Source organism: Fictibacillus arsenicus, from assembly GCF_001999465.1.
Classification (GTDB): Bacteria; Bacillota; Bacilli; order Bacillales; family Fictibacillaceae; genus Fictibacillus; species Fictibacillus arsenicus.
Genome location: NZ_MQMF01000003.1, coordinates 24892 through 46980 on the forward strand (window position 1 = coordinate 24892; position 22089 = coordinate 46980).

At 39.5% G+C, this 22089-nt stretch carries 23 protein-coding genes; 19 read left to right on the top strand and 4 right to left on the bottom strand.

Translation table 11 applies throughout. From position 1 onward, the window contains the following. Positions 1–18: 18 nt before the first annotated feature. Positions 19–3165 (bottom strand): efflux RND transporter permease subunit, encoded by a 3147-nt coding sequence (locus UN64_RS14090; protein WP_077363876.1) that lies wholly within the window; start codon positions 3163–3165, stop codon positions 19–21. A 157-nt stretch (positions 3166–3322) separates the two neighbouring features. Between UN64_RS14090 and UN64_RS14095 the strand changes: the two genes are divergently transcribed. Further along, positions 3323–3868 carry a PadR family transcriptional regulator gene (locus UN64_RS14095; RefSeq protein ID WP_077363878.1) on the top strand — a complete coding sequence of 182 codons (546 nt, stop codon included), beginning with the start codon at positions 3323–3325 and terminating at the stop codon, positions 3866–3868. Between the two features lie 4 nt (positions 3869–3872). Further along, entirely contained in the window at positions 3873–4211 is a 339-nt protein-coding gene (locus UN64_RS14100; protein WP_077363880.1) for an iron-sulfur cluster biosynthesis family protein, read from the top strand. 224 nt (positions 4212–4435) lie between these two features. On the opposite strand, the gene UN64_RS14105 is transcribed toward UN64_RS14100, so the two are convergent. Beyond that, a complete protein-coding gene (locus tag UN64_RS14105; RefSeq protein ID WP_077363882.1) occupies positions 4436–5341 on the bottom strand; it encodes a hydroxymethylglutaryl-CoA lyase in 906 nt (301 codons plus the stop codon). A 144-nt stretch (positions 5342–5485) separates the two neighbouring features. Here UN64_RS14105 and UN64_RS14110 point away from each other — a divergent pair, with 144 nt between their 5' ends. From UN64_RS14110 to UN64_RS14130, 5 genes are all read left to right on the top strand, one after another. Continuing rightward, entirely contained in the window at positions 5486–6685 is a 1200-nt protein-coding gene (locus tag UN64_RS14110) for an acetyl-CoA C-acetyltransferase (protein ID WP_077363884.1), read from the top strand. A gap of 62 nt (positions 6686–6747) precedes the next feature. Next, a complete protein-coding gene (locus tag UN64_RS14115) occupies positions 6748–7440 on the top strand; it encodes a CoA transferase subunit A (protein ID WP_077363886.1) in 693 nt (230 codons plus the stop codon). Between the two features lie 15 nt (positions 7441–7455). After that, a complete protein-coding gene (locus tag UN64_RS14120; protein ID WP_077363888.1) occupies positions 7456–8109 on the top strand; it encodes a CoA transferase subunit B in 654 nt (217 codons plus the stop codon). 14 nt (positions 8110–8123) lie between these two features. Next, entirely contained in the window at positions 8124–9440 is a 1317-nt protein-coding gene (locus tag UN64_RS14125; protein ID WP_077363890.1) for a short-chain fatty acid transporter, read from the top strand. 18 nt (positions 9441–9458) lie between these two features. Beyond that, on the top strand, positions 9459–10631 hold the full coding sequence (locus UN64_RS14130) for a thiolase family protein (protein WP_077363892.1): 1173 nt from the start codon (positions 9459–9461) through the stop codon (positions 10629–10631). 51 nt (positions 10632–10682) lie between these two features. Here UN64_RS14130 and UN64_RS14135 read toward each other — a convergent pair whose 3' ends face one another. Then, positions 10683–11597: an aldo/keto reductase gene (locus UN64_RS14135; RefSeq protein ID WP_077364631.1), complete on the bottom strand. Its 915-nt coding sequence runs from the start codon at positions 11595–11597 to the stop codon at positions 10683–10685. A gap of 97 nt (positions 11598–11694) precedes the next feature. Next, complete coding sequence (gene mciZ / locus UN64_RS14140; RefSeq protein WP_077363894.1) at positions 11695–11829, bottom strand: Z-ring formation inhibitor MciZ; 135 nt, start codon at positions 11827–11829, stop codon at positions 11695–11697. Positions 11830–11925: 96 nt separating this feature from the next. Between mciZ and UN64_RS14145 the strand changes: the two genes are divergently transcribed. The 12 genes from UN64_RS14145 (at position 11926) to spoIIAB (ending at position 22088) form a co-directional block, all read left to right on the top strand. Next, the gene (locus tag UN64_RS14145) at positions 11926–12474 is read left to right on the top strand and encodes an NUDIX hydrolase (RefSeq protein WP_077363896.1); all 549 of its coding nucleotides are present in this window, start codon (positions 11926–11928) and stop codon (positions 12472–12474) included. Then, entirely contained in the window at positions 12458–13663 is a 1206-nt protein-coding gene (locus tag UN64_RS14150) for an endonuclease Q family protein (RefSeq protein WP_306460373.1), read from the top strand. The genes UN64_RS14145 and UN64_RS14150 overlap by 17 nt, the downstream gene beginning before the upstream one ends. Before the next feature lie 69 nt (positions 13664–13732). After that, positions 13733–14371: a stage II sporulation protein M gene (gene spoIIM, locus UN64_RS14155; RefSeq protein WP_077363898.1), complete on the top strand. Its 639-nt coding sequence runs from the start codon at positions 13733–13735 to the stop codon at positions 14369–14371. Between the two features lie 117 nt (positions 14372–14488). After that, positions 14489–14959, top strand: a complete 471-nt coding sequence (fur, locus tag UN64_RS14160; RefSeq protein WP_077363900.1) for a ferric iron uptake transcriptional regulator — start codon at positions 14489–14491, stop codon at positions 14957–14959. Positions 14960–15131: 172 nt separating this feature from the next. Then, entirely contained in the window at positions 15132–15347 is a 216-nt protein-coding gene (locus UN64_RS14165) for a YqzK family protein (RefSeq protein WP_306460380.1), read from the top strand. Positions 15348–15358: 11 nt separating this feature from the next. Continuing rightward, on the top strand, positions 15359–16249 hold the full coding sequence (xerD, locus tag UN64_RS14170; protein ID WP_077363904.1) for a site-specific tyrosine recombinase XerD: 891 nt from the start codon (positions 15359–15361) through the stop codon (positions 16247–16249). Positions 16250–16362: 113 nt separating this feature from the next. Next, a complete protein-coding gene (gene deoB, locus UN64_RS14175) occupies positions 16363–17547 on the top strand; it encodes a phosphopentomutase (RefSeq protein ID WP_077363906.1) in 1185 nt (394 codons plus the stop codon). 12 nt (positions 17548–17559) lie between these two features. Next, on the top strand, positions 17560–18372 hold the full coding sequence (locus UN64_RS14180; protein WP_077363908.1) for a purine-nucleoside phosphorylase: 813 nt from the start codon (positions 17560–17562) through the stop codon (positions 18370–18372). An 86-nt stretch (positions 18373–18458) separates the two neighbouring features. Continuing rightward, a complete protein-coding gene (locus tag UN64_RS14185; RefSeq protein ID WP_077363910.1) occupies positions 18459–19763 on the top strand; it encodes a pyrimidine-nucleoside phosphorylase in 1305 nt (434 codons plus the stop codon). Between the two features lie 251 nt (positions 19764–20014). Then, entirely contained in the window at positions 20015–21181 is a 1167-nt protein-coding gene (locus UN64_RS14190) for a D-alanyl-D-alanine carboxypeptidase family protein (RefSeq protein WP_077363912.1), read from the top strand. Positions 21182–21295: 114 nt separating this feature from the next. Further along, positions 21296–21646 carry an anti-sigma F factor antagonist gene (gene spoIIAA, locus UN64_RS14195; protein WP_077363914.1) on the top strand — a complete coding sequence of 117 codons (351 nt, stop codon included), beginning with the start codon at positions 21296–21298 and terminating at the stop codon, positions 21644–21646. A gap of 1 nt (position 21647) precedes the next feature. Then, complete coding sequence (gene spoIIAB, locus UN64_RS14200) at positions 21648–22088, top strand: anti-sigma F factor (protein WP_066290632.1); 441 nt, start codon at positions 21648–21650, stop codon at positions 22086–22088. Position 22089 lies beyond the last annotated feature (1 nt).

The following is a 22089-nucleotide window of genomic DNA, read 5'->3' on the forward strand; positions in this document are numbered from 1 at the left end:
GGCGGTACTCTTTTAAAATTAACCAATATTATTTGCTTTTTCGCGTTTTGCCTGTCTTCTAAAAAATAGTTCGTAAAGCACTGGAACAATAATTAATGTAAGCAGAGTGGAAGTAGTAAGTCCTCCGATAACCACAATTGCAAGTCCTTTTGAGATTAATGTTCCAGAAGAAGTAGTCAATGCGAGCGGTATAAGTGCTGCAATTGTAGCAAAGGCCGTCATTAAGATCGGTCTTAAACGAGTTTTACCTGCTTCAAGCAGTGCTTCTCGCACTGGCATGCCCTTGACTTCTCTGTTCTGTCCAATACGGTCAACTAGTACGATCGCGTTTGTTGTTACGATACCGATAAGCATCAATATTCCAATCATAGCACTCACAGAAAGCGGTTCATTGATTAAGAATAATCCGCCGATTGCTCCGATTGGCACAAATAATAGAGAAGAAAGAATAATAAACGGTATACGTGCACGGCCAAACGTAATCAGCATCGTTAAGTATACGAGACCGATTGCAACAAGCATCGCTAGACCCAGGTCTTTAAACGTATCCATTGTTTCTTCGCTTCCGCCGCCGACTTCTGTTGATACAGATGATGGCAGATCAACACTATCTTCTACACCTTTTATTACTTCTTGAGTTACTTTTTGAACATTATCACCTTTTACTTGTGCAGAAACTTGGGCATAGACTTTTCCATCAAGCTTCTGGATAGCAGTTACCGTTTCTTTTTCAGATACATCTGCGACCTCAGACACCTTTACAGGGCCAGATGTTCCAAACACAGTTAGATCTTTAATTTCCTCAAGAGTTTTTACAGCTTCATCATATTCAACTCTTACATTCTTTTCGTCGCCATCAAGAGTCAATTCTCCGACTTCAACTGGCTTCGTAACATCAGAGACTGCACCAAGGACAGCGAATCCTGAGACACCCTTTTCAGCTGCCTTTTCAGTATCGATATTAACAGCCCATTGCTTTTGTGTGTCTTTGAAGTTATTTGAAACATATTTTATGGAATCAAGGGTCTTCATATATTCTTCAACTTCAGCTGCTGCTTGTTGAAGATCATCTAAATCATTCGAATAAAGATCGATGTTGACTTCATTGTTAGAAGGAGGTCCTCCGCTAGAAACTTCTTGTACGCTAAGAACTGTTCCTTTTGATTTTTCGTCTGTAATTTCTTTTATACCGGATTCTAATTCTTTCAATTCTTTTTCAACGTTTGTTTCTTTTTCAAGATTAATAAAATAGTTTGCTACGTTCTGACGTTTAAGACCGGTTTGGAAATCACGGGAACCGATACCTGCAGTAACGTCTTTAATCGTATCGCGTCCAGCTAAATATTCTTCTACTTCCAAGGAAATTTCATTCGTTTTAGAAACATTCGTACTTGCTGGAAGTTCAACGTTGACTGTTAATGTTTTCTGCTCTTCGTTTGGAAGGAATACCATTCCAAGTTTTGTAGCAAGGAAGAATGATCCTCCAAGGAGAATAAAGGACGTTAACAGAACGATAATTTTATGATTTAGTGATGCTTTAATCAGTTTTTCATATACGCGCTGCACTGGACCGTCATTTTTTTCAGGCTTTACCTTTTTAAAAGCATATTTTGCAAGAATAGGTACAATTGTAACGGCTACAATAAGTGAAGCTAATAAAGCAAAAACAACGGTTAATGCAAATGGAAGGAAGAATTCTCCCGTGACACCGCCAACTAGACCAAGCGGTAAGAAAACTACTACTGTTGTAATGGTAGAAGACACGATTGCTTTTAAAATTTCCCGTGTAGAATCAATGATTAATTCATTACGGTCAAATGTGCCATCGGCCTTTCTGATTCGTCTGAAAATATTTTCGATAACTACGATACTATCATCTACTACACGGCCGACAGCTACGGCCATTCCGCCAAGAGTCATAATGTTAAGCGTAATATCAAGACGGTCTAAGAAAATTGCTGAAACTAACAATGAGAGCGGTATAGATATAATCGCAATTATTGTTGCACGGAAGTTTCTTAAGAAGATGAGTACAGCAAGAGAAGCGAATATGGCACCGTAAAGACCTTCTTTAACGAGAGTATTCACAGAATCTTTAATGCCTTCTGCCTGTCCGAACCCAATTGCATAATTTAATTTATCGTCATATTTTTCTTTGTTGAGAACTTCTATAACTTTCTCTGCTACTTCAACGGTATTTGCATCTTGTTTTTTAGTAACAGCCATAGATAGAGAAGATTTTTGGTTGTAGCGTGTAATTTCATTTATATCTTCGGTTTCTTTAATTTCAGCAATATCTCCAAGCTTTACGCGAGGAGAAGATCCAAATGCCTGTGCTTGCGCAGGAGCTCCTTGGCCACCGGTAGCAGGAGGTCCGCCGCCTTCTCCAGGACCGTTTGCTCCGCCTTGGCTTCCTGATGGAGCTGCAGCAGCACCCGGAATCGATATTTGTTTTAATTCTGCAATCGTATCAACCACTTCTTCTACACGGACAGGAACAGTAATAGAATCATCTGTAACGGTTCCTGCTGGAAATGATAGATCTCGGCCTTTAATGGCATCTTTGACAGCGTTAAGTGAAACACCAGCTTGCTTTGCTTTCACACGATCGAGTGTAATGGATACGAATGTTTCTTTTACACCGCCGACAGATACGTTATTTACACCTTGAATCTTCTTTAGTTCAGGTATCAGTTCTTTGTCAACAAAGGCTTGAATATCTTCGTTTTCTTTTTCAGGGAACAAGGAGATGTTATAGATCGGAATAGTACCAAAAGAAAAGCGGCTAACGTCCGGCTCAACAGAGTCAGGCAGATCAGTTTCTGAAATAATGGATTTCACTTGATCTTCAACATCATCCATGTTTGCAGAAAAAGGAAAATCCATACTGATGATTGAAACACTTTCCAAGGAAGAACTTTTCACCGTCTTTACATCTTCTACTTGTTGTAATTGAGTTTCAAGCTTGTCAGTTACTTGCTTATTTACATCCTCAGGTGAAGCTCCAGGGTATACAGTCTGGATCGTTAGCTGCGGAAACTCAACATTAGGAAGCAAATCCACTTTTAAATTTGTGAACGAAAAAACACCGCTCACAATCAATAAAAAAGAAAAGATAAATATTGCTACCGGGTTTTTTAAACTAAATTTTGTTAGCCAGTTCATAGGTTCCTCTCCCACGTTTAGATTAATATGTGTATTTTCACATATGTTTAACTATAATATAATAAAAGTATCAGTTTTATATCAAGTAAATTGAATAAAGAATTTGTGAAAAGTATGTTACAATTCAAATCAGTATAGTTAGAAAGAAGGGTAACAAATGGCGTTAAGGTATGCGCTGTTAGGTTTATTAGCAAAAAATGAAGCAACAGGTTATGAGCTTACACAGCAATTTAAAGAAACAGTTATCCATTTTTGGACAGCCCATCATACTCAGATTTACCGTGAACTTCTTAAAATGGAAGAAGAGAGGCTGGCAGAATCCAAAGTTATTCAACAAACTGATTATCCAGATAAGAAAATATATAAAATTACTGACAGAGGATTTGAGCAGCTGCTCGAATGGATGCTGAATAAACCAGTAAATGTTCCTAAACTGAAAGATGATTTGCTCTTAAGAGTTTCGATGTTTCATTTTATACCGGGTGAACAGGCAATAGCTTTTCTTGAAAAAAGCAAAGAGCATCACCAGATGGGACTCATGATGACGAAAAAATGGCAAGATGAACATTTCCCAAATGGTACTTATAAAGAAAATGAGCTTGGAGAATATTTAACGAGTGAATTTGGGGTTCGGTATATGGAGAGCTGGCTGTCCTGGTGTGAGTGGGCGATAGAAGTTTTAAAAAAGAAAGGTGAGTTTTAATTTTATGAAATGTGTGTTTACTGATGCAGGGCTGGAAAGACTGCAAAACAGAATACAAGGCAAAAAGGGATTCGTAAAACTGAAGCATGATACAGAAGGATGCGGATGTGTTGTGAGCGGTGTTGCAGCACTATGGCTGATTGATAAACCAGAGGATAATGATACGAGAATCATGACCAACGGGCCTGATCTTTATTTGGATTACAACACGGAGGTTTTCTTCGATGAAAAGATGACGATCGATGCACCTGCTGGCAATCATTTTTCCTTAAAAAGCCCAAGCGAGATCTTAAATCCTGCGATGAAATATTACGATAAAACAGAGCAAAACACGGGCAGCTAATAAGCCCGTGTTTTTTTTGTATCCTTACATTGATATTGCAAAAGTTTTTATTGAAGTCGCTTCATTGCTAGTTGATTGGAGTGTAAGGTGCGAGACTCCTGCGGGATCAGTGGGACAGGTGAGACTCCTAATGGTGCATAGTGCCAAGGAGGCTCACCGCACACCCGCGGAAAGGGAGCACCTGAAACGGAAATCAACTACTTCTAAAAGCTACAATTTGTTCATTATCCGTGAAGAACATTCTTAAGTAGACAGAATTGCTTGCTTGATACTGGTTTTGAAAGAAGCGGTGAGATAAACGCAGATGCTTCTAAGAGTTTATCAAGCTGTATGCCTGTAGAGATTCCCATCTGGGACAGCATGTAGACTACATCTTCAGAGGCAACGTTTCCTGAGGCGCCAGGTGCGAAAGGGCATCCTCCAAGTCCTCCTGCAGATGTGTCAAAGCGATCTATGCCAGCTTGCATACTCGCAAAAATGTTCGCAAGTGCCATTCCGCGCGTATCATGAAAATGTCCTGTTATAAGTGTAGTAGAGCGCAGGTGATGCTTTAATAAAGTAAACAGTTCAAAACATTCAACAGGATTTGCCATTCCGATCGTATCAGCCACGCTTAGTTCATCAACACCCATTTCCTCAAAGTCCTGGCAAACCTTTAGAACAGCATACTCATCTATCTTTCCTTCAAATGGACAATAAAAGCTGGTAGAGATACAAGCTCTTACAAAATAACCTCTGCGTTTCAGGTCCTCGATCAGTGGTCGTAACTCGTTCATGCTTTCTTCTGTAGTCTTATTGATATTTTTTTTGTTAAATGAATCACTTACACCTACAAAAACAGCAATATGCTTCACACCGGCTTCGACTGCCATATCAATCCCTTTTTTATTCGGTGCGAGAACAAAGTTGCGCAGGTCATCCATGCAATGTTCAATAACCGCCCCAGCGTCCTGCATCTGAGGAACCCACTTTGGCGAAACGAAAGAGGTGAGCTCCATCTCTTGAAAACCAGCATTTTTTAATAGAGAAATAAATTGAATCTTATCCTTTGCTGTTATAAAATTTTTCTCGTTTTGAAGTCCGTCCCGCGGGCCGACTTCGATCAGAGTCACTCTCTCGGGTAATTCCATCTTTGTTAAAACCCCTCCTTGAAACCGTTTTCTTATTATATTTTAACTGTAAAAAATCACAGGTTGCAATACTTTTGAATTGTTATGGTATGATATAAAGGAATTTTCAGAAATTTTTACGTTTTAAAGAGGAGGAGACTACAAATGGTTTCAAGAGAGAGAGAAGCTGTCATTGTAAGCGCTGTCAGAACGCCGATTGGAAGCTTCATGGGAAGTTTAAAAACGGTAGCAGCGACAGAATTAGGAGCAATTGCAATCAAAGACTCTTTAAAAAAGGCTGGTATCCCGCATGATGCAGTAGATGAAGTCATCATGGGGAATGTTCTCCAAGCCGGGTTGGGACAGAATCCAGCTCGTCAAGCAGCGATTAAAGCAGGACTGCCGATCGGTGTATCAAGCATGACAATCAATAAAGTATGCGGCTCTGGATTAAAAGCACTTCATCTTGCTTGCCAGGCAATTTGGCTGGACGAAGCCGATGTAATCGTATGCGGTGGAATGGAAAATATGAGCCAGGCTCCTTATTTGCTGAACGGAGCTAGAGATGGATTGCGCATGGGCAATGCCCCTATGGTCGATTCTATGATTAATGACGGCTTATGGTGCGCGTTTGGCGATTATCATATGGGAATTACAGCTGAAAATTTATGTGAAACGCATTCGCTTTCCCGTGAGGAACTGGATGAATTCGCAGCTGAAAGTCAAAGAAAGTGTGCTGAAGCTCAAGAACAAGGAAAGTTTAACGATGAAATTACAGCAGTGGAGATTCCTCAAAGAAAAGGAGATCCATTGATCATAGATAAGGATGAATATCCGAAAGCAGGCTCTACAAGTGAAAAGCTTGCCAAATTAAGACCTGCCTTCAAAAAAGACGGAATGGTTACAGCAGGGAACGCTTCAGGAATCAATGATGGAGCAGCTGCGCTTGTTGTAATGAGCAGAAAAAAGGCAGAAGAACTTGGAGTAAAACCACTTGCTGTCGTGAAGGCGAACGCTAGTGCGGGTGTAGCACCAGAAGTAATGGGCATAGGGCCTGTAGAAGCAGTGCAAAAAGTGCTGAAGAAAACGAATATGAACATGGATGATATTGATCTTGTCGAGGCAAACGAAGCTTTTGCAAGTCAGTCACTTGCTGTAGGTAAAGATCTTGGTTTTGATAAAGAGAAATTAAACGTTAATGGCGGAGCGATTGCCCTTGGACATCCGATCGGAGCCAGCGGTGCAAGAATTGTCGTTACTTTGCTTCACGAGATGAAAAGAAGAAAATCGAAAAGCGGTTTAGCAACGCTTTGTATCGGCGGGGGCCAGGGAGTAGCCTCTATCTTTGAAAACGAAGAAAATTAATGTTTTCGAAGGAAGAAGACAGATTCTACATTTGTAAAACATTAGAAAAGGAGAGATAGGTCATGAAACCAATATTAAATTCAGCTATAGAAGCTGTAGCGGACATTAAAGATGGATCAACTCTTTTAGTAGGCGGTTTTGGATTAGTCGGCATTCCCGAAAATTTAATTCTTGCTTTAGTAGAAAAAGGAACAAAAGATCTTACAGTGATTTCAAACAACTGCGGAGTGGATGACTGGGGTTTAGGTCTCCTTCTTAAAAACAAACAGATTAAGAAAATGATAGGGTCATACGTTGGTGAGAATAAAGAGTTTGAAAGACAAGTGCTATCAGGTGAAATTGAAGTAGAACTTATCCCGCAAGGAACGCTTGCTGAAAGAATTCGCGCAGGCGGTGCTGGAATTCCTGCATTCTATACACCAGCTGGAGTTGGAACACCGATCGCTGAAGGAAAAGAAACACGTACGTTCAACGGAAAAGAATATCTGCTTGAAGAAGGGATTATTGCAGATTTCAGCTTAATTCGTGCTGCAAAAGGAGACAAAGCAGGAAATCTGATCTATAACAAAACAGCTCGTAACTTCAACCCGATGATCGCTGCTGCAGGTAAAGTAACGATTGCAGAGGTAGAAGAGATTGTTGAAATTGGAGATCTTCATCCCGACTACATACATACACCTGGTGTGTACGTGCAAAAGTTAATCGTGGGAACTCAAGAAAAGCGTATTGAACGCTTAACAGTAAAACAAGGTTAGAGGAGGGGAACCGTAATGAATATCAGAGAAAGAATCGCGAAGCGTGCAGAAAAAGAGATTGAATCAGGCTTTTATGTAAACTTAGGAATAGGAATGCCAACGATGGTAGCTAACTTCATTTCGGATAACAAGGAGGTTGTGCTTCAATCGGAGAACGGGCTCCTCGGAATTGGACCGTATCCTCTTGAAAGCGAAGTAGATCCTGACCTGATCAATGCTGGGAAAGAGACAGTAACGGCCATTAAAGGCGCATCTTATTTTGACAGCTCTGAATCATTTGCTATGATCCGCGGCGGTCATATTGACATTGCCATTTTAGGCGGAATGGAAGTTTCAGAGGATGGCGACCTTGCTAACTGGATGATTCCAGGCAAGATGATTAAAGGAATGGGCGGAGCGATGGATCTTGTTCATGGCGCGAAAAAAATCATCGTAATCATGGAACATGTAAATAAAGCAGGAGAAAGCAAAATCTTAAAGAGCTGCCAGCTTCCTTTGACAGGAAAAGGCGTAGTTGAGCGAATCATTACTGACAGGGCTGTAATGGATGTATCCGAAAATGGTCTTGTTTTAAGAGAAGTTGCAGAAGGATACTCTGTTGATGATGTTTTAAATTCAACAGAAGCTAAACTTACAGTCTCAGATGATATTAAACTAAACGCCTATTAAAAGGAGGGTGTACAATGTTCCAAGCATTGACCCGTGCTTCAAATAAATTAATGCAGCGGTACTTACCCGACCCTTTTATATTCGTTATTTTACTTACAGGAGTTGTATTTTTACCCGGACTGGCCATTACTGGTCAGTCTCCGGTAAAAATGGTTTCATTCTGGGGAGACGGGTTTTGGAAGCTTCTAGAATTTTCAATGCAGATGGTACTTATTTTAGTTACTGGGTATGTATTGGCGAGTTCTCCATTCTTTAAAAGGGTGTTAAGAAAACTAGCTTCATTCGCACGCACTCCAGGACAGGCCATCATCAGCGTTACACTTGTAGCACTATTGGCGAGCTGGATCAATTGGGGATTCGGTTTAGTAATTGGAGCTATTTTTTCTAAAGAGCTAGCACGGCAGGTAAAGAACACTGATTATCGTCTGCTGATTGCGAGTGCTTACAGCGGATTCGTTGTATGGCATGCTGGATTGTCGGGATCGATCCCGCTTACGATTGCTACTCCAGGACACTTTATGGAAGAATCGATGGGTATCATTTCGACAAGTGAAACATTATTTGCCCCTTTTAATCTATTTATTGTTGCTGCATTGTTTATCATTTTACCGATAACAAACAGGCTTATGATGAGTAAAGAATCAGCATATCAAATTGACCCTTCATTGCTGGATGACAGTGTTGAAGCTGCAACGTTAGCTGAAGCGGGTACACCAGCTGAAAAGCTTGAAAACAGCATGTGGCTCTCGATGATTATCGGAATTTTAGGTATTGCTTATATGGTTTATTTCTTTGCAACTAGCGGCTTTAATTTAAATATTAATTTTGTTAATTTCCTCTTTTTATTTATAGGTATTCTTCTTCATAAAACACCAAGAAACTATATTAATAGTGTTGCAGAGGCCGTTAAAGGAGCAAGCGGGATAATCATTCAGTTTCCCTTTTACGCAGGTATCATGGGGATGATGGTTGGCTCAGGGCTTGTTACTGAAATGTCGGAATGGTTTGTAGCTATTTCAAACGAATACACACTTCCATTATTTACGTTTTTAAGTGCAGGAATTGTAAATATTTTTGTTCCGTCAGGCGGAGGACAGTGGGCTGTTCAAGCACATGTAGTCCTTGATGCGGCAAATGCACTTGGTGTATCTCAAGCCAAGACTGCAATGGCTGTGGCTTGGGGTGATGCTTGGACGAACCTGATCCAGCCATTCTGGGCACTTCCTGCGCTTGCGATTGCAGGATTAAAAGCAAAGGATATTATGGGATTCTGCCTAATAGCACTAATTGTCAGCGGGATCATCATTTGTGCAGGGTTCTTAATCTTTTAAAAGAGGTGCAGAGTTGACATGACTATCTATTTAATTGATGGTGCTAGAACGGCATTTGGTTCTTTTGGCAAATCTTTAACAGATATATCTCCAACACACCTAGGAGAAACAACGGCAGTTGAAGCGATGAAGCGTGCCAATGTAACTCCTTCGGATGTAACAGATGTTGTATACGGAAATGTTATTCACTCTAGTAAGAATGCAGCTTATGTGGCGCGTCATACAGCGCTAAAGGCAGGTGTCCCTGCAAGTGTTCCCGCAATGCTGGTCAATCGGCTATGCGGATCGGGGCTGCAAGCTGTTGTCTCTGCCATGCAGAATCTACGAGATCATGAAGGGGGCATAGCTTTATGCGGTGGAATTGAAAACATGTCCCAATCTCCTCACGCTTCATTTACTCACCGGTTTCATAATCAAAAGTTTGGTGCAATCTCTTTTGAAGATATGCTGCTTAAAACATTAAGTGATGAGTATATAGGATGCGGGATGGGGATTACTGCAGAAAATTTAGCACAACAGTATAACATCTCAAGAGAAGAACAAGATGAATATGCAAGTCATAGCCATCAAAAAGCTGCAGAAGCACGTGAAAGCGGCCGATTTAAAGATGAAATCACGCCAGTAACTTTAAGAAATGGTGAGCACTTTACTGAGGATGAAGGAATTAAACCGCAAACATCTTCTTCAAAGCTTGGACAGCTGCGTCCTTCTTTCCAAAAAGATGGAACAGTGACAGCAGGAAACTCTTCATCTATTAATGACGGTGCTGTTTCTTTAATACTTGCTCATGAGAATGACATACGGGAAAAGAAATTAAAACCTTTGGCAGAGATTGTTTCATGGGCTGTTACAGGTGTAGACCCTAACGTCATGGGAATCGGTCCTGTTCCAGCGGTTGGGATGGCTTTGGAAAGAGCAGGCCTGTCTATAGGTGATATTGGATTGTTTGAAATCAATGAAGCATTCAGCTCCCAGTACTTAGCTGTAGAAAAAGAGCTAAAGCTTGACCGCAGCCGTACAAATGTAAATGGAGGAGCTATTGCATTAGGTCATCCTGTTGGAGCAAGCGGTGCGAGACTTTTGTTAACACTTGCATACGAAATGAAGAAGAGGAATGAAACTTACGGCGTTGCGAGTCTTTGTATCGGCGGTGGCCAGGGGATTGCAATGATTTTGAAACTGGCGAAATAAAAGAAAGGATGACCCAAAATATATTGGTGTCATCCTTTTTTTGCTAATAAGTTATGTCCTGTGAGTTTCATACTTTTCTGCTGGAAACAAAGCCTCAAGTTCTTTTCTTTCACTTTCTGTCAGCTTCGGTGAATTAAATGTATTGATATTTTCTAAGAGTTGTTCAGTAGAACTCGCTCCAGCTGCAGCGGTTGCTACAATTGAGTGACTTAGAATAAATTTTAATGCTGTTTGAGTAAGTTTTTCGTCTTGCGGGATGAGCGTCTTAACCTTTTCTAACTGTTGCTGAATATCGGATCCAGTATAAGATAGAAACTTGTCGCTGCGATTCTTCTTAAACGCCTTCTCGCTAAGCCATCCTTTTGCGACAGGTCCCCTTGCTACAACACTAATTCCTTTAGTTTTTAAGTACGGGAAAAGTTCTTCGGGTCTTCTGTCTAAAAGGCTGTACTGCATCATCACACTTTGGATGTTAGAATGCTCAGCATAATATGAAATCGTATTCGGGCGGATGGACGATATGCCATAATAACGGATCAATCCTTCAGACACTAGTTCTTCAAAAGCTTCAATTGTTTCATCCATCGGATCTTCGATTGTTCCGCCATGCAGCTGATAAAGATCGATGTAATCTGTTTGTAAACGGCGGAGGCTTTCTTTAAGAGCAGATTTTATGTACTTTTTAGATGGATTCCAATTCCAGCTATCCTTAGATTCATTCCATTCATTACCGCCTTTGGTTGCAAGGATAACATCTTGTCTAACATCTTTTAAAAGCTTTCCTATTAATTCTTCATTCCAGCCAAAGTTATATAAATCAGCGGTGTCAAAATAATTTATGCCATGATCGAGAGCTGTCTTCACAATGTTCTCGTTTTCCTTCCCAAGGTCAGGAGAAAGGGACATGCAGCCAAAGCCAAGTTCACTTGCATAAAGTTCAGATGTGCCTATTCTTCTTTTGTCGATCATCTTATTCTCCTCCAATGGTATTTTACCGGAATTTTTGTTTATTAAACGTATCACATAAATACACAAAAATAAAAACTTCCCGATTTCTGGGAAGCTACTTTTTAGGTGCTGTTGCATTAATCCAGTCTTGGACAAGCTCGTGCTGGCGCATATAGTTTCTCAACATATATTTGATCTGCCATGCTTTCCCTACTAAAGTAATTCCTTTTGGCTGCAAATAGATCTTCATTATTACCCCCCTTTTACTTACTAGTAATGGAAGTATTCCAAAGTATGATAGACTTTATGTAGCAAAAGAAATAAATAGACCATTGGAGTGTGTGAAATGGAAAATTTGACAGAGAAAACGATAAGCAAAAAACAGATATATAATGGAAAGATTATAGATTTATTTGTAGAAGAAGTGGAACTGCCTAACAAAAAAATCGGAAAACGTGAGATCGTTAAGCATCCAGGGGCAGTAGCAATACTGGCTGTTACAGATGAAGGGAAAATCCTCATGGTGGAACAATTCCGCAAACCTCTAGAGAAGACCATCATTGAGATTCCTGCAGGTAAACTAGAAATGGGAGAAGATACGCTGGAATGTGCAAAAAGGGAACTGCTTGAAGAGACAGGGTACAGCTGCGAAAAGATGGAGGCTATCGGTTCATTTTACACTTCTCCAGGTTTTGCTGATGAGCTGATTCATTTATATTTTACAGACTCACTAATAAAAAAAGGTGCACAGATGACAGACGAAGATGAATTTTTAAATGTTATGGAAGTAAGTGTTGATGAAGCGAGACAAATGGTAAGAGACGAAAGAATTCATGATGCAAAAACGGCCTACGGTGTAATGTATATGGAGCTTGCTCGTGCAGCAGGCAGATAATCTTCGTCCATTTTTTGCCGATATGCATATTCATATCGGTGCATCACGAACAGGAAGACCTGTTAAGATAACAGGTTCTCGTAATTTAACACTTTTGAATATTTTATATGAAGCAAAATACAAAAAAGGTATGGATATCATCGGAATTATTGATTGTCATGCACCGGAAGTTTTAGATGAATTGAAAGAAATGAAGGATAACGGGCAGTTGAATGAACACCAGGGCGGTGGATTAGAAGTGAACGGACTCACTCTCATTCCCGGTACTGAAATTGAAATTAATGATGAAAACTGTCAAGGCCCTCTTCATGTCTTAGTATATATGCCTGATTTAAACAAAATGGAATCATTAAGCTCTTGGCTGGGTGCTCGGATGAAAAATATTAATTTGAGTTCACAGCGAATGTACGGGAGTGCAAAAGAGCTGCAAAATACAGTTCATCAATTAGGAGGATTATTTATCCCCGCTCATATTTTTACTCCATTTAAAAGTTTGTATGGAAAAGGGGTTAAATCTTCTATCAATGAAATTCTAGATCCGAATTTAATAGACGCTGTTGAGCTGGGACTAAGCTCAAACACAGAAATGGCATCTTGGTTAAATGAACTGTCGCCTTATCCGTTTTTATCTAACTCAGATGCTCATTCTTTAGAGAAGATTGCCCGTGAGTATCAGATGATTTCTCTAGCTGAACCTTCTTTTAAGGAATTTAAAATGGCTTTAGAAGGTAAAGATGGAAGAGGAATCATCGCAAACTACGGGTTAAATCCTTACCTGGGAAAGTATTATAACTCAGTATGTGAAAAATGTTTGGATGCTTTCGATTATAAAAACATGAATACTTGCGGAAAATGCGGCAGCAGCAGGTTTATTAAAGGAGTTCATGACAGAATCCAAGAGCTGAAAGGCAATTCAGAACAAATTTCTATAAACCGCCCGCCATATATACATCAAATTCCACTAGAGTTTATACCTGGCCTTGGTCCTAAGACACTTCATAAATTACGAGAAGCATTCGGTACTGATATGGATATCATTCATGCTGCCCCTGCTGAACAGCTGAAAAAAATCGTAAAACCTTCACTTGCAGCTCATATCCTTTCTGCGCGTTCTGGAGAACTTTCTATCCAGATGGGCGGAGGGGGAACTTACGGCAAGATTGTAACGGGTAAACCTATTAATTCATAAAAAAGAGACATACCTCCTCTGCTGATTCATAGAATAGAAATAAGAGTTTTGGTAGAGGAGGAAGGCAACATGGATAATCTTCGTTACTATATGCATCAGCACTTGCAGGAAAATAAAACGCTTTACGCTTTTGTTGGCGTTTTATTTTTAATGGGAGTAATTTTTGGAGCAATCATCGTTAATTCCTTAAGCCTTAATCAAAAGCAGGATCTTTATACGTATTTATCCCGTTTTTTTATCCAAGCATCAGAAGGCGGGTTTACAAGTAGATCAGATATGTTCTTTCAAAGTTTTGGACATTATTTAAAATATATGGGGCTTATGTGGCTTTTAGGTTTATCTGTTATCGGGCTGCCTGTCATTTTGATCATGCTGTTTTTAAAAGGTGTAGTGATCGGGTTCACTGTAGGATTCCTTGTTAATCAGATGGGCTGGTATGGTTTTTTATTATCATTTGTTTCGGTGCTGCCTCAAAACGTACTATTAATTCCTGCTTTTATTATTGTTTCAGTAGCAGCGATTTCTTTTTCTATTAAAATGATCCGCCAACTTGCTTTCAAAAGACATCATGTTCCTTTTTTGCCGCAGTTGCTGCGTTATTCCTTGCTGGTAGCAGGAGTTGGTATCATGGTATTTTTAGCCTCAACTCTAGAAGCGTTTTTTACGCCGGCTTTAATGGAACAAGTCATAAAGTGGTCAATTCAATAGGCGATAATAATTATTTTTTGATAATAAGTTTAAATCGTTAATTAAAATGACTTTAAATTGACAACTTTTTTTTCCATGCTTATAATTATGTTGTGTATACATAAGGAGGAAACGGGTATGGAAAGCAGAATCGACCGTATCAAAAAACAGCTGCATTCACAAAGTTACAAGCTGACTCCACAGCGTGAGGCGACCGTGAGAGTCCTCCTCGAAAATGAAGAAGATCATTTAAGTGCGGAAGATGTCTATTTACTTGTCAAAGAAAAAGCGCCAGAAATTGGCCTTGCGACAGTCTACCGTACACTGGAACTTTTAACAGAACTTAAAGTAGTGGATAAAATAAACTTTGGTGACGGTGTTTCCCGTTATGATCTTAGAACAGAAGGTGCGGATCACTTTCATCACCATTTGGTATGTATTGAGTGTGGAGCTGTTGATGAAATACAAGAAGACCTTCTTGGCGATGTGGAAAAAGTTGTTGAAGAGGGCTGGAATTTTAAAATCAAAGATCACAGGCTGACATTTCATGGTATTTGTCATAGATGTCACTCAGACGATAATAATGAAGGTGAAGGAAGCGGAGAGTAGCGCTTCCTTTTTTATCATTATTCATTACTTTTCTAATGGAAAGAAATATTTACAAAAGTTTATGAATCAGGTAACGTATGAGGTGTAGTTTTAACTTTTACGTATAATATAGGAACATGTGGGCATAACCTGTACTATTAGAGGGACAGGGGTGGACACGATGGTTTCCTGGATGAAAATCGTTTGGAATACGGCGAAAGTTTTTTTAGTTTTTTCTTTATGCACGCTTGTTTTCTATTTTGGTTTGCTTTGGATTAATCAGGAATATGAAAATTACCATAAATATGACGAACCTAAAGGGAAAGCGGTTAAAGTTTTCAATTTGAGTACGGATAAAGATTCGAATATACTAAAACGGCTTTTTTATTTCTATCAAACGGGTGAATAAGGAGGGGTACAGTGAACGATCATGTTCAGGATTTTCTTCAATATATCATTGTTGAACGAGCCCTTTCAAAAAATACGATAGACTCTTACAGAAGAGACTTGACTCAATATGTTCTTTTTTTAGAAAAAGTGGAATCTATAGAAACAATTAATCAGATTGAACGCAATAATATTATGGGATATCTTTTATTTTTAAAAGAAAATGGTAAGGCTTCCACAACGTTAGCACGCAATATTGCATCTATACGTTCATTCCATCAGTTTTTGTTCAGAGAGAAGGTTTCGCTTCAAGATCCTTCTGTACATATTGAAACACCAAAAACAGAAAGAAAATTGCCAAAAGTGCTGTCTCCCCAAGAAGTTGAGGCATTGCTCGAGACGCCAGCTTCGAATGATCCTTTCTCGCAAAGAGATAAAGCAATGCTCGAACTTCTATACGCTACAGGGATTCGGGTCTCTGAATTAGTTCAATTAAACATAAGTGATATCCACCTAAATATGGGGTTCATACGCTGTATGGGTAAAGGAAGCAAAGAGAGAATAATTCCGCTTGGAAAAATGGCTCAAACAGCGATAGAACGTTATGTTAATAGCGGCCGATCGGAAATGTTAAAAGGCAAGAAAACGGAAGCACTGTTTCTGAACCATCATGGTAATCGATTATCCAGACAAGGCTTTTGGAAAATATTGAAACAGTTAGCGAAAAAGGCTAGAATAGAGAAGGATTTAACGCCGCATACTCTTCGTCATTCTTTCGCAACACATCTCTTAGAGAATGGTGCAGATTTGCGTGCAGTACAAGAAATGCTCGGACACGCTGACATTTCAACCACACAGATTTATACTCATGTGACTAAAACTAGATTAAAAGATGTTTACTCCGCCTTTCATCCAAGGGCGTGAGCATCTTTTTTGTTTTTAGTTGTCAGACTTCTGACATCATAAAGGATCTGTTTGCTGCACGGTTTAAAAGGAAATAGTAAATAGAATGTAGATAAGAACTTCAGGAGGAAAAAATGGAACAATCACGTTTTAAACGCACATTTCTAATCGTAATGGATTCTGTCGGTATCGGTGAAGCACCTGATGCTGACAAGTTTGGTGATAAAGGGGCTCATACCCTAGGTCATATCGCAGAACATATGAATGGACTGCAGGTGCCAAATTTAGAAAAATTGGGTCTTGGAAATATTGATTCAACAATGAAAGGTATTGAAAAAGCGGAAAACCCGCTCGCACATTTTGCAAAACTTCCTGAACTATCAAATGGAAAAGATACAATGACAGGACATTGGGAGATCATGGGTCTTCACATTCAGGAACCATTTCAAACGTTTCCGGAAGGTTTCCCTGATGAGCTAATAAACCAGCTGACTGAAAAGTGGGGAAGAGGCATTCTTGGAAACAAAGCAGCTTCAGGAACGGAGATTATTTCTGAGCTTGGAGAAGAACATATGAACACTGGAAAACTAATCGTATATACATCTGCCGATTCGGTTTTGCAGATCGCAGCGCACGAAGATATTGTTCCAATCGAAGAGTTATATGAAATTTGCGAAACAGCGAGAGAAATGACACGCGAAGGCAAGTATATGCTTGGCCGAATCATTGCTCGTCCTTTTACTGGGAAACCAGGTGCGTTTGAAAGAACGGCAAACCGTCACGATTATGCATTAAAGCCATTTGGCAGAACGGTTATGAATGAACTTCAAGACGGCGGCTTTGACAGCATCGCCTTAGGTAAGATCTCAGACATCTTTGATGGTGAGGGTGTAACTAAAGCAATCCGTACGAAATCAAATATGGATGGGATGGACAAGCTGGTTCAATCAATGGAAGAAGATTTCACGGGTCTTAATTTCTTAAATCTAGTAGATTTTGATGCACTGTTTGGCCATAGAAGGGACCCAAAGGGGTATGGTGAAGCGCTTCAAGAATTCGACCTTCGGCTGCCTGAAGTATTAAATAAATTAAAAGATGATGATCTGCTCATTATTACAGCGGATCATGGAAACGATCCGGTTCATCCTGGGACTGATCATACGCGTGAATATGTACCTTTATTGGTCTATCACAATGGAATTAAAAAAGGAAAAGAACTAAATACAGGAAATACATTTGCAGATATTGGTGCTACAATCGCAGAAAACTATAATGTGAAAAAACCAGAGATTGGAAAAAGCTTTTTAAGCCAGCTTTAAGGGGGAAAAGAAATGTCAACTAAATTACAAACATCAGCGGAATTTATTCAATCAAAATTAGATTCTTCACCTAAAATCGGACTGATCCTAGGATCGGGATTAGGAATTTTAGCTGAAGAAATTAAAAATCCTGTTGTAATACCTTACTCAGAAATTCCTGAGTTCCCTGTATCAACAGTTGAAGGACATGCAGGTCAGCTTGTGATCGGTGAGCTTGCTGGAAAACAAGTAGTAGCCATGCAGGGGCGCTTTCATTATTATGAAGGCTATTCCATGGAAAAAGTAACGTTTCCTGTTCGAGTAATGAAGCTCATCGGTGTAGAAACAATCGTTGTTACAAATGCAGCAGGCGGAGTAAACAAAGACTTCGAAGCTGGTGATCTCATGCTGATTACTGATCATATCAACAACATGGGGGATAACCCTTTGATAGGAGCAAACGATCATTCATTTGGCGTTCGTTTTCCTGATATGAGTGAAGCATATACGAAATCATTGCAGGACGTTGCTAGAAATGTATCGAAAGAGCTTAGCATCAAACTGAAAGAAGGGGTATACGCAGGGAATACAGGCCCTTCATATGAAACTCCAGCTGAAGTAAGAATGCTTCGTGTTCTTGGGGCAGATGCAGTTGGAATGTCTACAGTCCCTGAAGTAATCATCGCTCGCCATGCGGGAATGAAGGTACTTGGAATCTCTTGTATCTCGAATATGGCAGCTGGAATTTTAGATCAGCCGCTTACTCACGACGAAGTAATGGAAACAACAGAGATGGTAAAAGCTAATTTCCTTTCGTTAGTTAAAGGAATTGTAAAAGAAATTTAAACAATCAAACAAAACTAATTAAATACAGCTGGTTAAATGATTTGTATGTATCAGATGTTATCGTAAAAAGAAAGTGGTGTTTTTACATGAGAATGGTTGATTTAATACAAAAAAAACGTGATGGAAAAGAACTGACGAAAGATGAGATCGATCATATTATTCAAAACTATACGAAAGGTGAAATTCCTGATTATCAAATGTCAGCTTTCGCGATGGCTGTATATTTTAAAGATATGACAACTGAAGAACGTGCTAACTTCACAATGGCTATGGTAGAGTCTGGGGATCAGATCGACCTTTCTGCAATTGAAGGCATTAAAGTTGATAAGCACTCCACTGGCGGTGTTGGCGATACTACAACACTTGTACTCGCTCCATTAGTTGCAGCTCTAGGTGTACCGGTTGCGAAGATGTCAGGCCGCGGGTTAGGACACACTGGAGGTACGATCGATAAGCTTGAAGCTGTTCCAGGGTTTCACGTAGAGATCGATAATAAACAGTTTATTGAATTAGTAAATAAAAACAAACTGGCTGTTATCGGTCAAAGCGGAAATTTAACACCGGCTGATAAAAAGCTGTACGGTCTGCGAGATGTAACTGCAACTGTAAATTCAATCCCGCTTATTGCGAGCTCAATCATGAGTAAGAAGATCGCTGCAGGTGCAGATGCGATCGTACTTGATGTTAAAACAGGTGCGGGTGCCTTTATGAAAACACCTGAAGAAGCGGAAGAGCTGGCAAATGCAATGGTTAAGATCGGAAATGCTGTAGGCAGAAATACAATGGCAGTAATTTCAGACATGAGTCAGCCGCTTGGACTTGCAATTGGTAATGCGCTTGAAATCAAGGAAGCGATTGATACGCTAAACGGTAAAGGCCCTAAGGATCTTGAAGAGCTTTGCTTAACATTAGGGTCTCATATGGTTTACTTGGCTAAAAAAGCAAGCTCACTTGAAGAAGCACGAGAAATGTTAAAAGACGCGATCTCTTCAGGAAAAGCGCTTGAAACATTAAAAGTTTTCTTAAAAGCTCAAGGAGGCGACGATTCAGTTGTTGATAATCCTGAAAACCTCCCTCAAGCTGCGCATACTTTTGAATTAACAGCAGATGAAGACGGTTATGTGTCCGAGATCATTGCAGATGAAATTGGAACTGCAGCGATGATCTTAGGTGCCGGAAGAGCAACGAAAGAATCGGAAATCGATTTAGCAGTAGGATTAATGCTGAACAAAAAAGTTGGAGACCAAGTTTCTAAAGGTGATTCTCTTGTAACCATCTACAGCAACACGGAAAATGTTGAAGATGTTAAAAATAGAATCCGCAGCGCCTATACAATATCGAAAAACGCTGTTGATGCACCACCTTTGATTTATAAAGAAATTAAACAATAATTATAGAAAAAGAGGCTGGCTCATTGAATAAAATCAATGAGTTCTGGTCTCTTTTTTGTTTTTGAAAAAAAATTGTACGTTATTTTTAATATATGGAACTTTCGACAAAATTGATAAGCGATGTAACGTCCATAATTATTCCGGACAAAGTTACTGTAAAAACTAATTTTTCTTATTTATCACAGATGGAAAATACGGTATAAAGTGAAAAATTATGGAAAAAATAAAACTATATGAATGGAGGGAAAAGTATGAAAGCCTTGATTTCAGGTTTATTAAGTTTGTGTCTGTTAGCGTCATTTTCCGTTCCAAAAGCGGATGCTGCAGAAAAAGAAAAAGTAAAATTAGCGGAAAAAAGTCATTCTGCTATTTTAATGGAACAAGACAGTGGAACTGTATTGTATGAAAAGAACAGCCACGAGAAGCTTCCGCCAGCGAGTATGACTAAAATTATGACGTTAATTTTAGTTATGGAATCAATTGATAAAGGCAAGATCAGCTGGAACGATAAAATTCGTGTAAGTGAGTATGCTGCAAGCATGGGCGGATCGCAAATATTCCTGGAACCTGGAGAAGAAATGCGAGTAGAGGATATGGTTAAAGGAATTGCAATTGGAAGTGCCAACGATGCATCCGTTGCAATGGCAGAGCATATTGCGGGATCTGCAGATTCATTCGTAGGTTTGATGAACGATAAAGCAAAAAAATTAGGATTAAAAGATACCTTCTTTAAGAATGCAACAGGGCTGCCGGCAGCTGGTCATTATACATCTGCACATGATATGGCGATCATGGGGAAAGAGCTTCTTAAACATGAAGAGGTAACAAAATTTACTGGACTATATGAAGATTATTTGCGTGAAGATACTGACAAGAAATTTTGGCTTGTGAACACAAACCGCCTTGTTAAGTTTTATCCTGGTGTGGATGGATTAAAAACAGGATTTACGAATGAGGCGAAATATTGTTTAACCGCTACAGCAAATAAAAATGGAATGAGAGTTATAGCTGTTGTAATGGGAGCACCGACACCGAAAGATAGAAACGCACAGGTTACTTCTATGCTTGATTATGCATTTACTCAATTCTCAACAAAAAAATTGTTTGATCGCCATGAAATCGTGAAAGAAGTGAAAGTTCAAAAGGCGGACAAACCTAAACTTCCAGTGGTTACTTCTGAGAATATATCTCTTTTATTGAAAAAAGGAGAAAGTGCTAAAAAGATAAAAACAGAGGTCACTGTTGATAAAGATTTGAAAATGCCTGTTAAAAAGGGCCAGCAGATTGGAACTTTAAAGATATGGAACGGCAAAGATCTTATTACAGTAAGCCCAGTATTGGCTTCGGAAACGATAAAGAAAGCTTCCTGGTGGAAATTATTTAAACGTACAGCAGGACAAATGTCAAAATCCCTATAAACCATCGTAATTCTTGACATTTAAAGGCGAATTCCCACTAGTTTTGTCATCGGTGAAGGAATTCGTCTATTTTTATAGAAAATCACGTTATCCAAAAAAGAAGGAGAGGATAGCGTGGGATTAGCTGTCAATCTGGAACTTAAACACAGCGTTTTGTGTATCCGCTTAGACGGAGAACTTGATCACCATACAGCAGACTTGCTCAGATCACAAGTGGAAGATTACTTGAAAAAGCATACCGTAAACCACATTGTTCTTAATTTAGAAGGATTAAGTTTTATGGATAGCTCTGGTCTTGGTGTCATTTTAGGCCGTTATAAACAAATAAAGAATCAGAATGGAGAAATGGTGGTATGCGCTATTTCGCCTGCTGTAAAAAGACTTTTTGAAATGTCAGGCTTATTTAAAATAATCAGGCTGGAAGAAGATGAAGAGCTTGCACTGCAGGCTTTGGGGGTGGCTTAATATGAGAAATGAAATGAAGATTCAGTTTTCAGCATTAAGTCAGAATGAATCCTTTGCCCGTGTGACTGTTGCAGCATTTATAGCGCAAGTGGATCCTACAGTGGACGAATTAACTGAAATCAAAACTGTGGTATCTGAAGCCGTTACAAATGCAATTATTCATGGCTATGAAAATAAAGCAACGGGCATGGTTTACATTGAAGCAGCGATAGAAGAGGACACGATCCACCTAACGATTCGTGACGAAGGATTAGGGATACCAGATCTGGATCAGGCGAGACAGCCTTTATATACTTCTAAGCCAGAGCTGGAACGTTCAGGAATGGGCTTTACCATCATGGAGAATTTTATGGACGAAGTTGAAGTCATCTCAGAACCGTCGTACGGAACTACAATTCATTTGACAAAATACTTAACCAAAAATAAAGCTATGTGTAATTAAG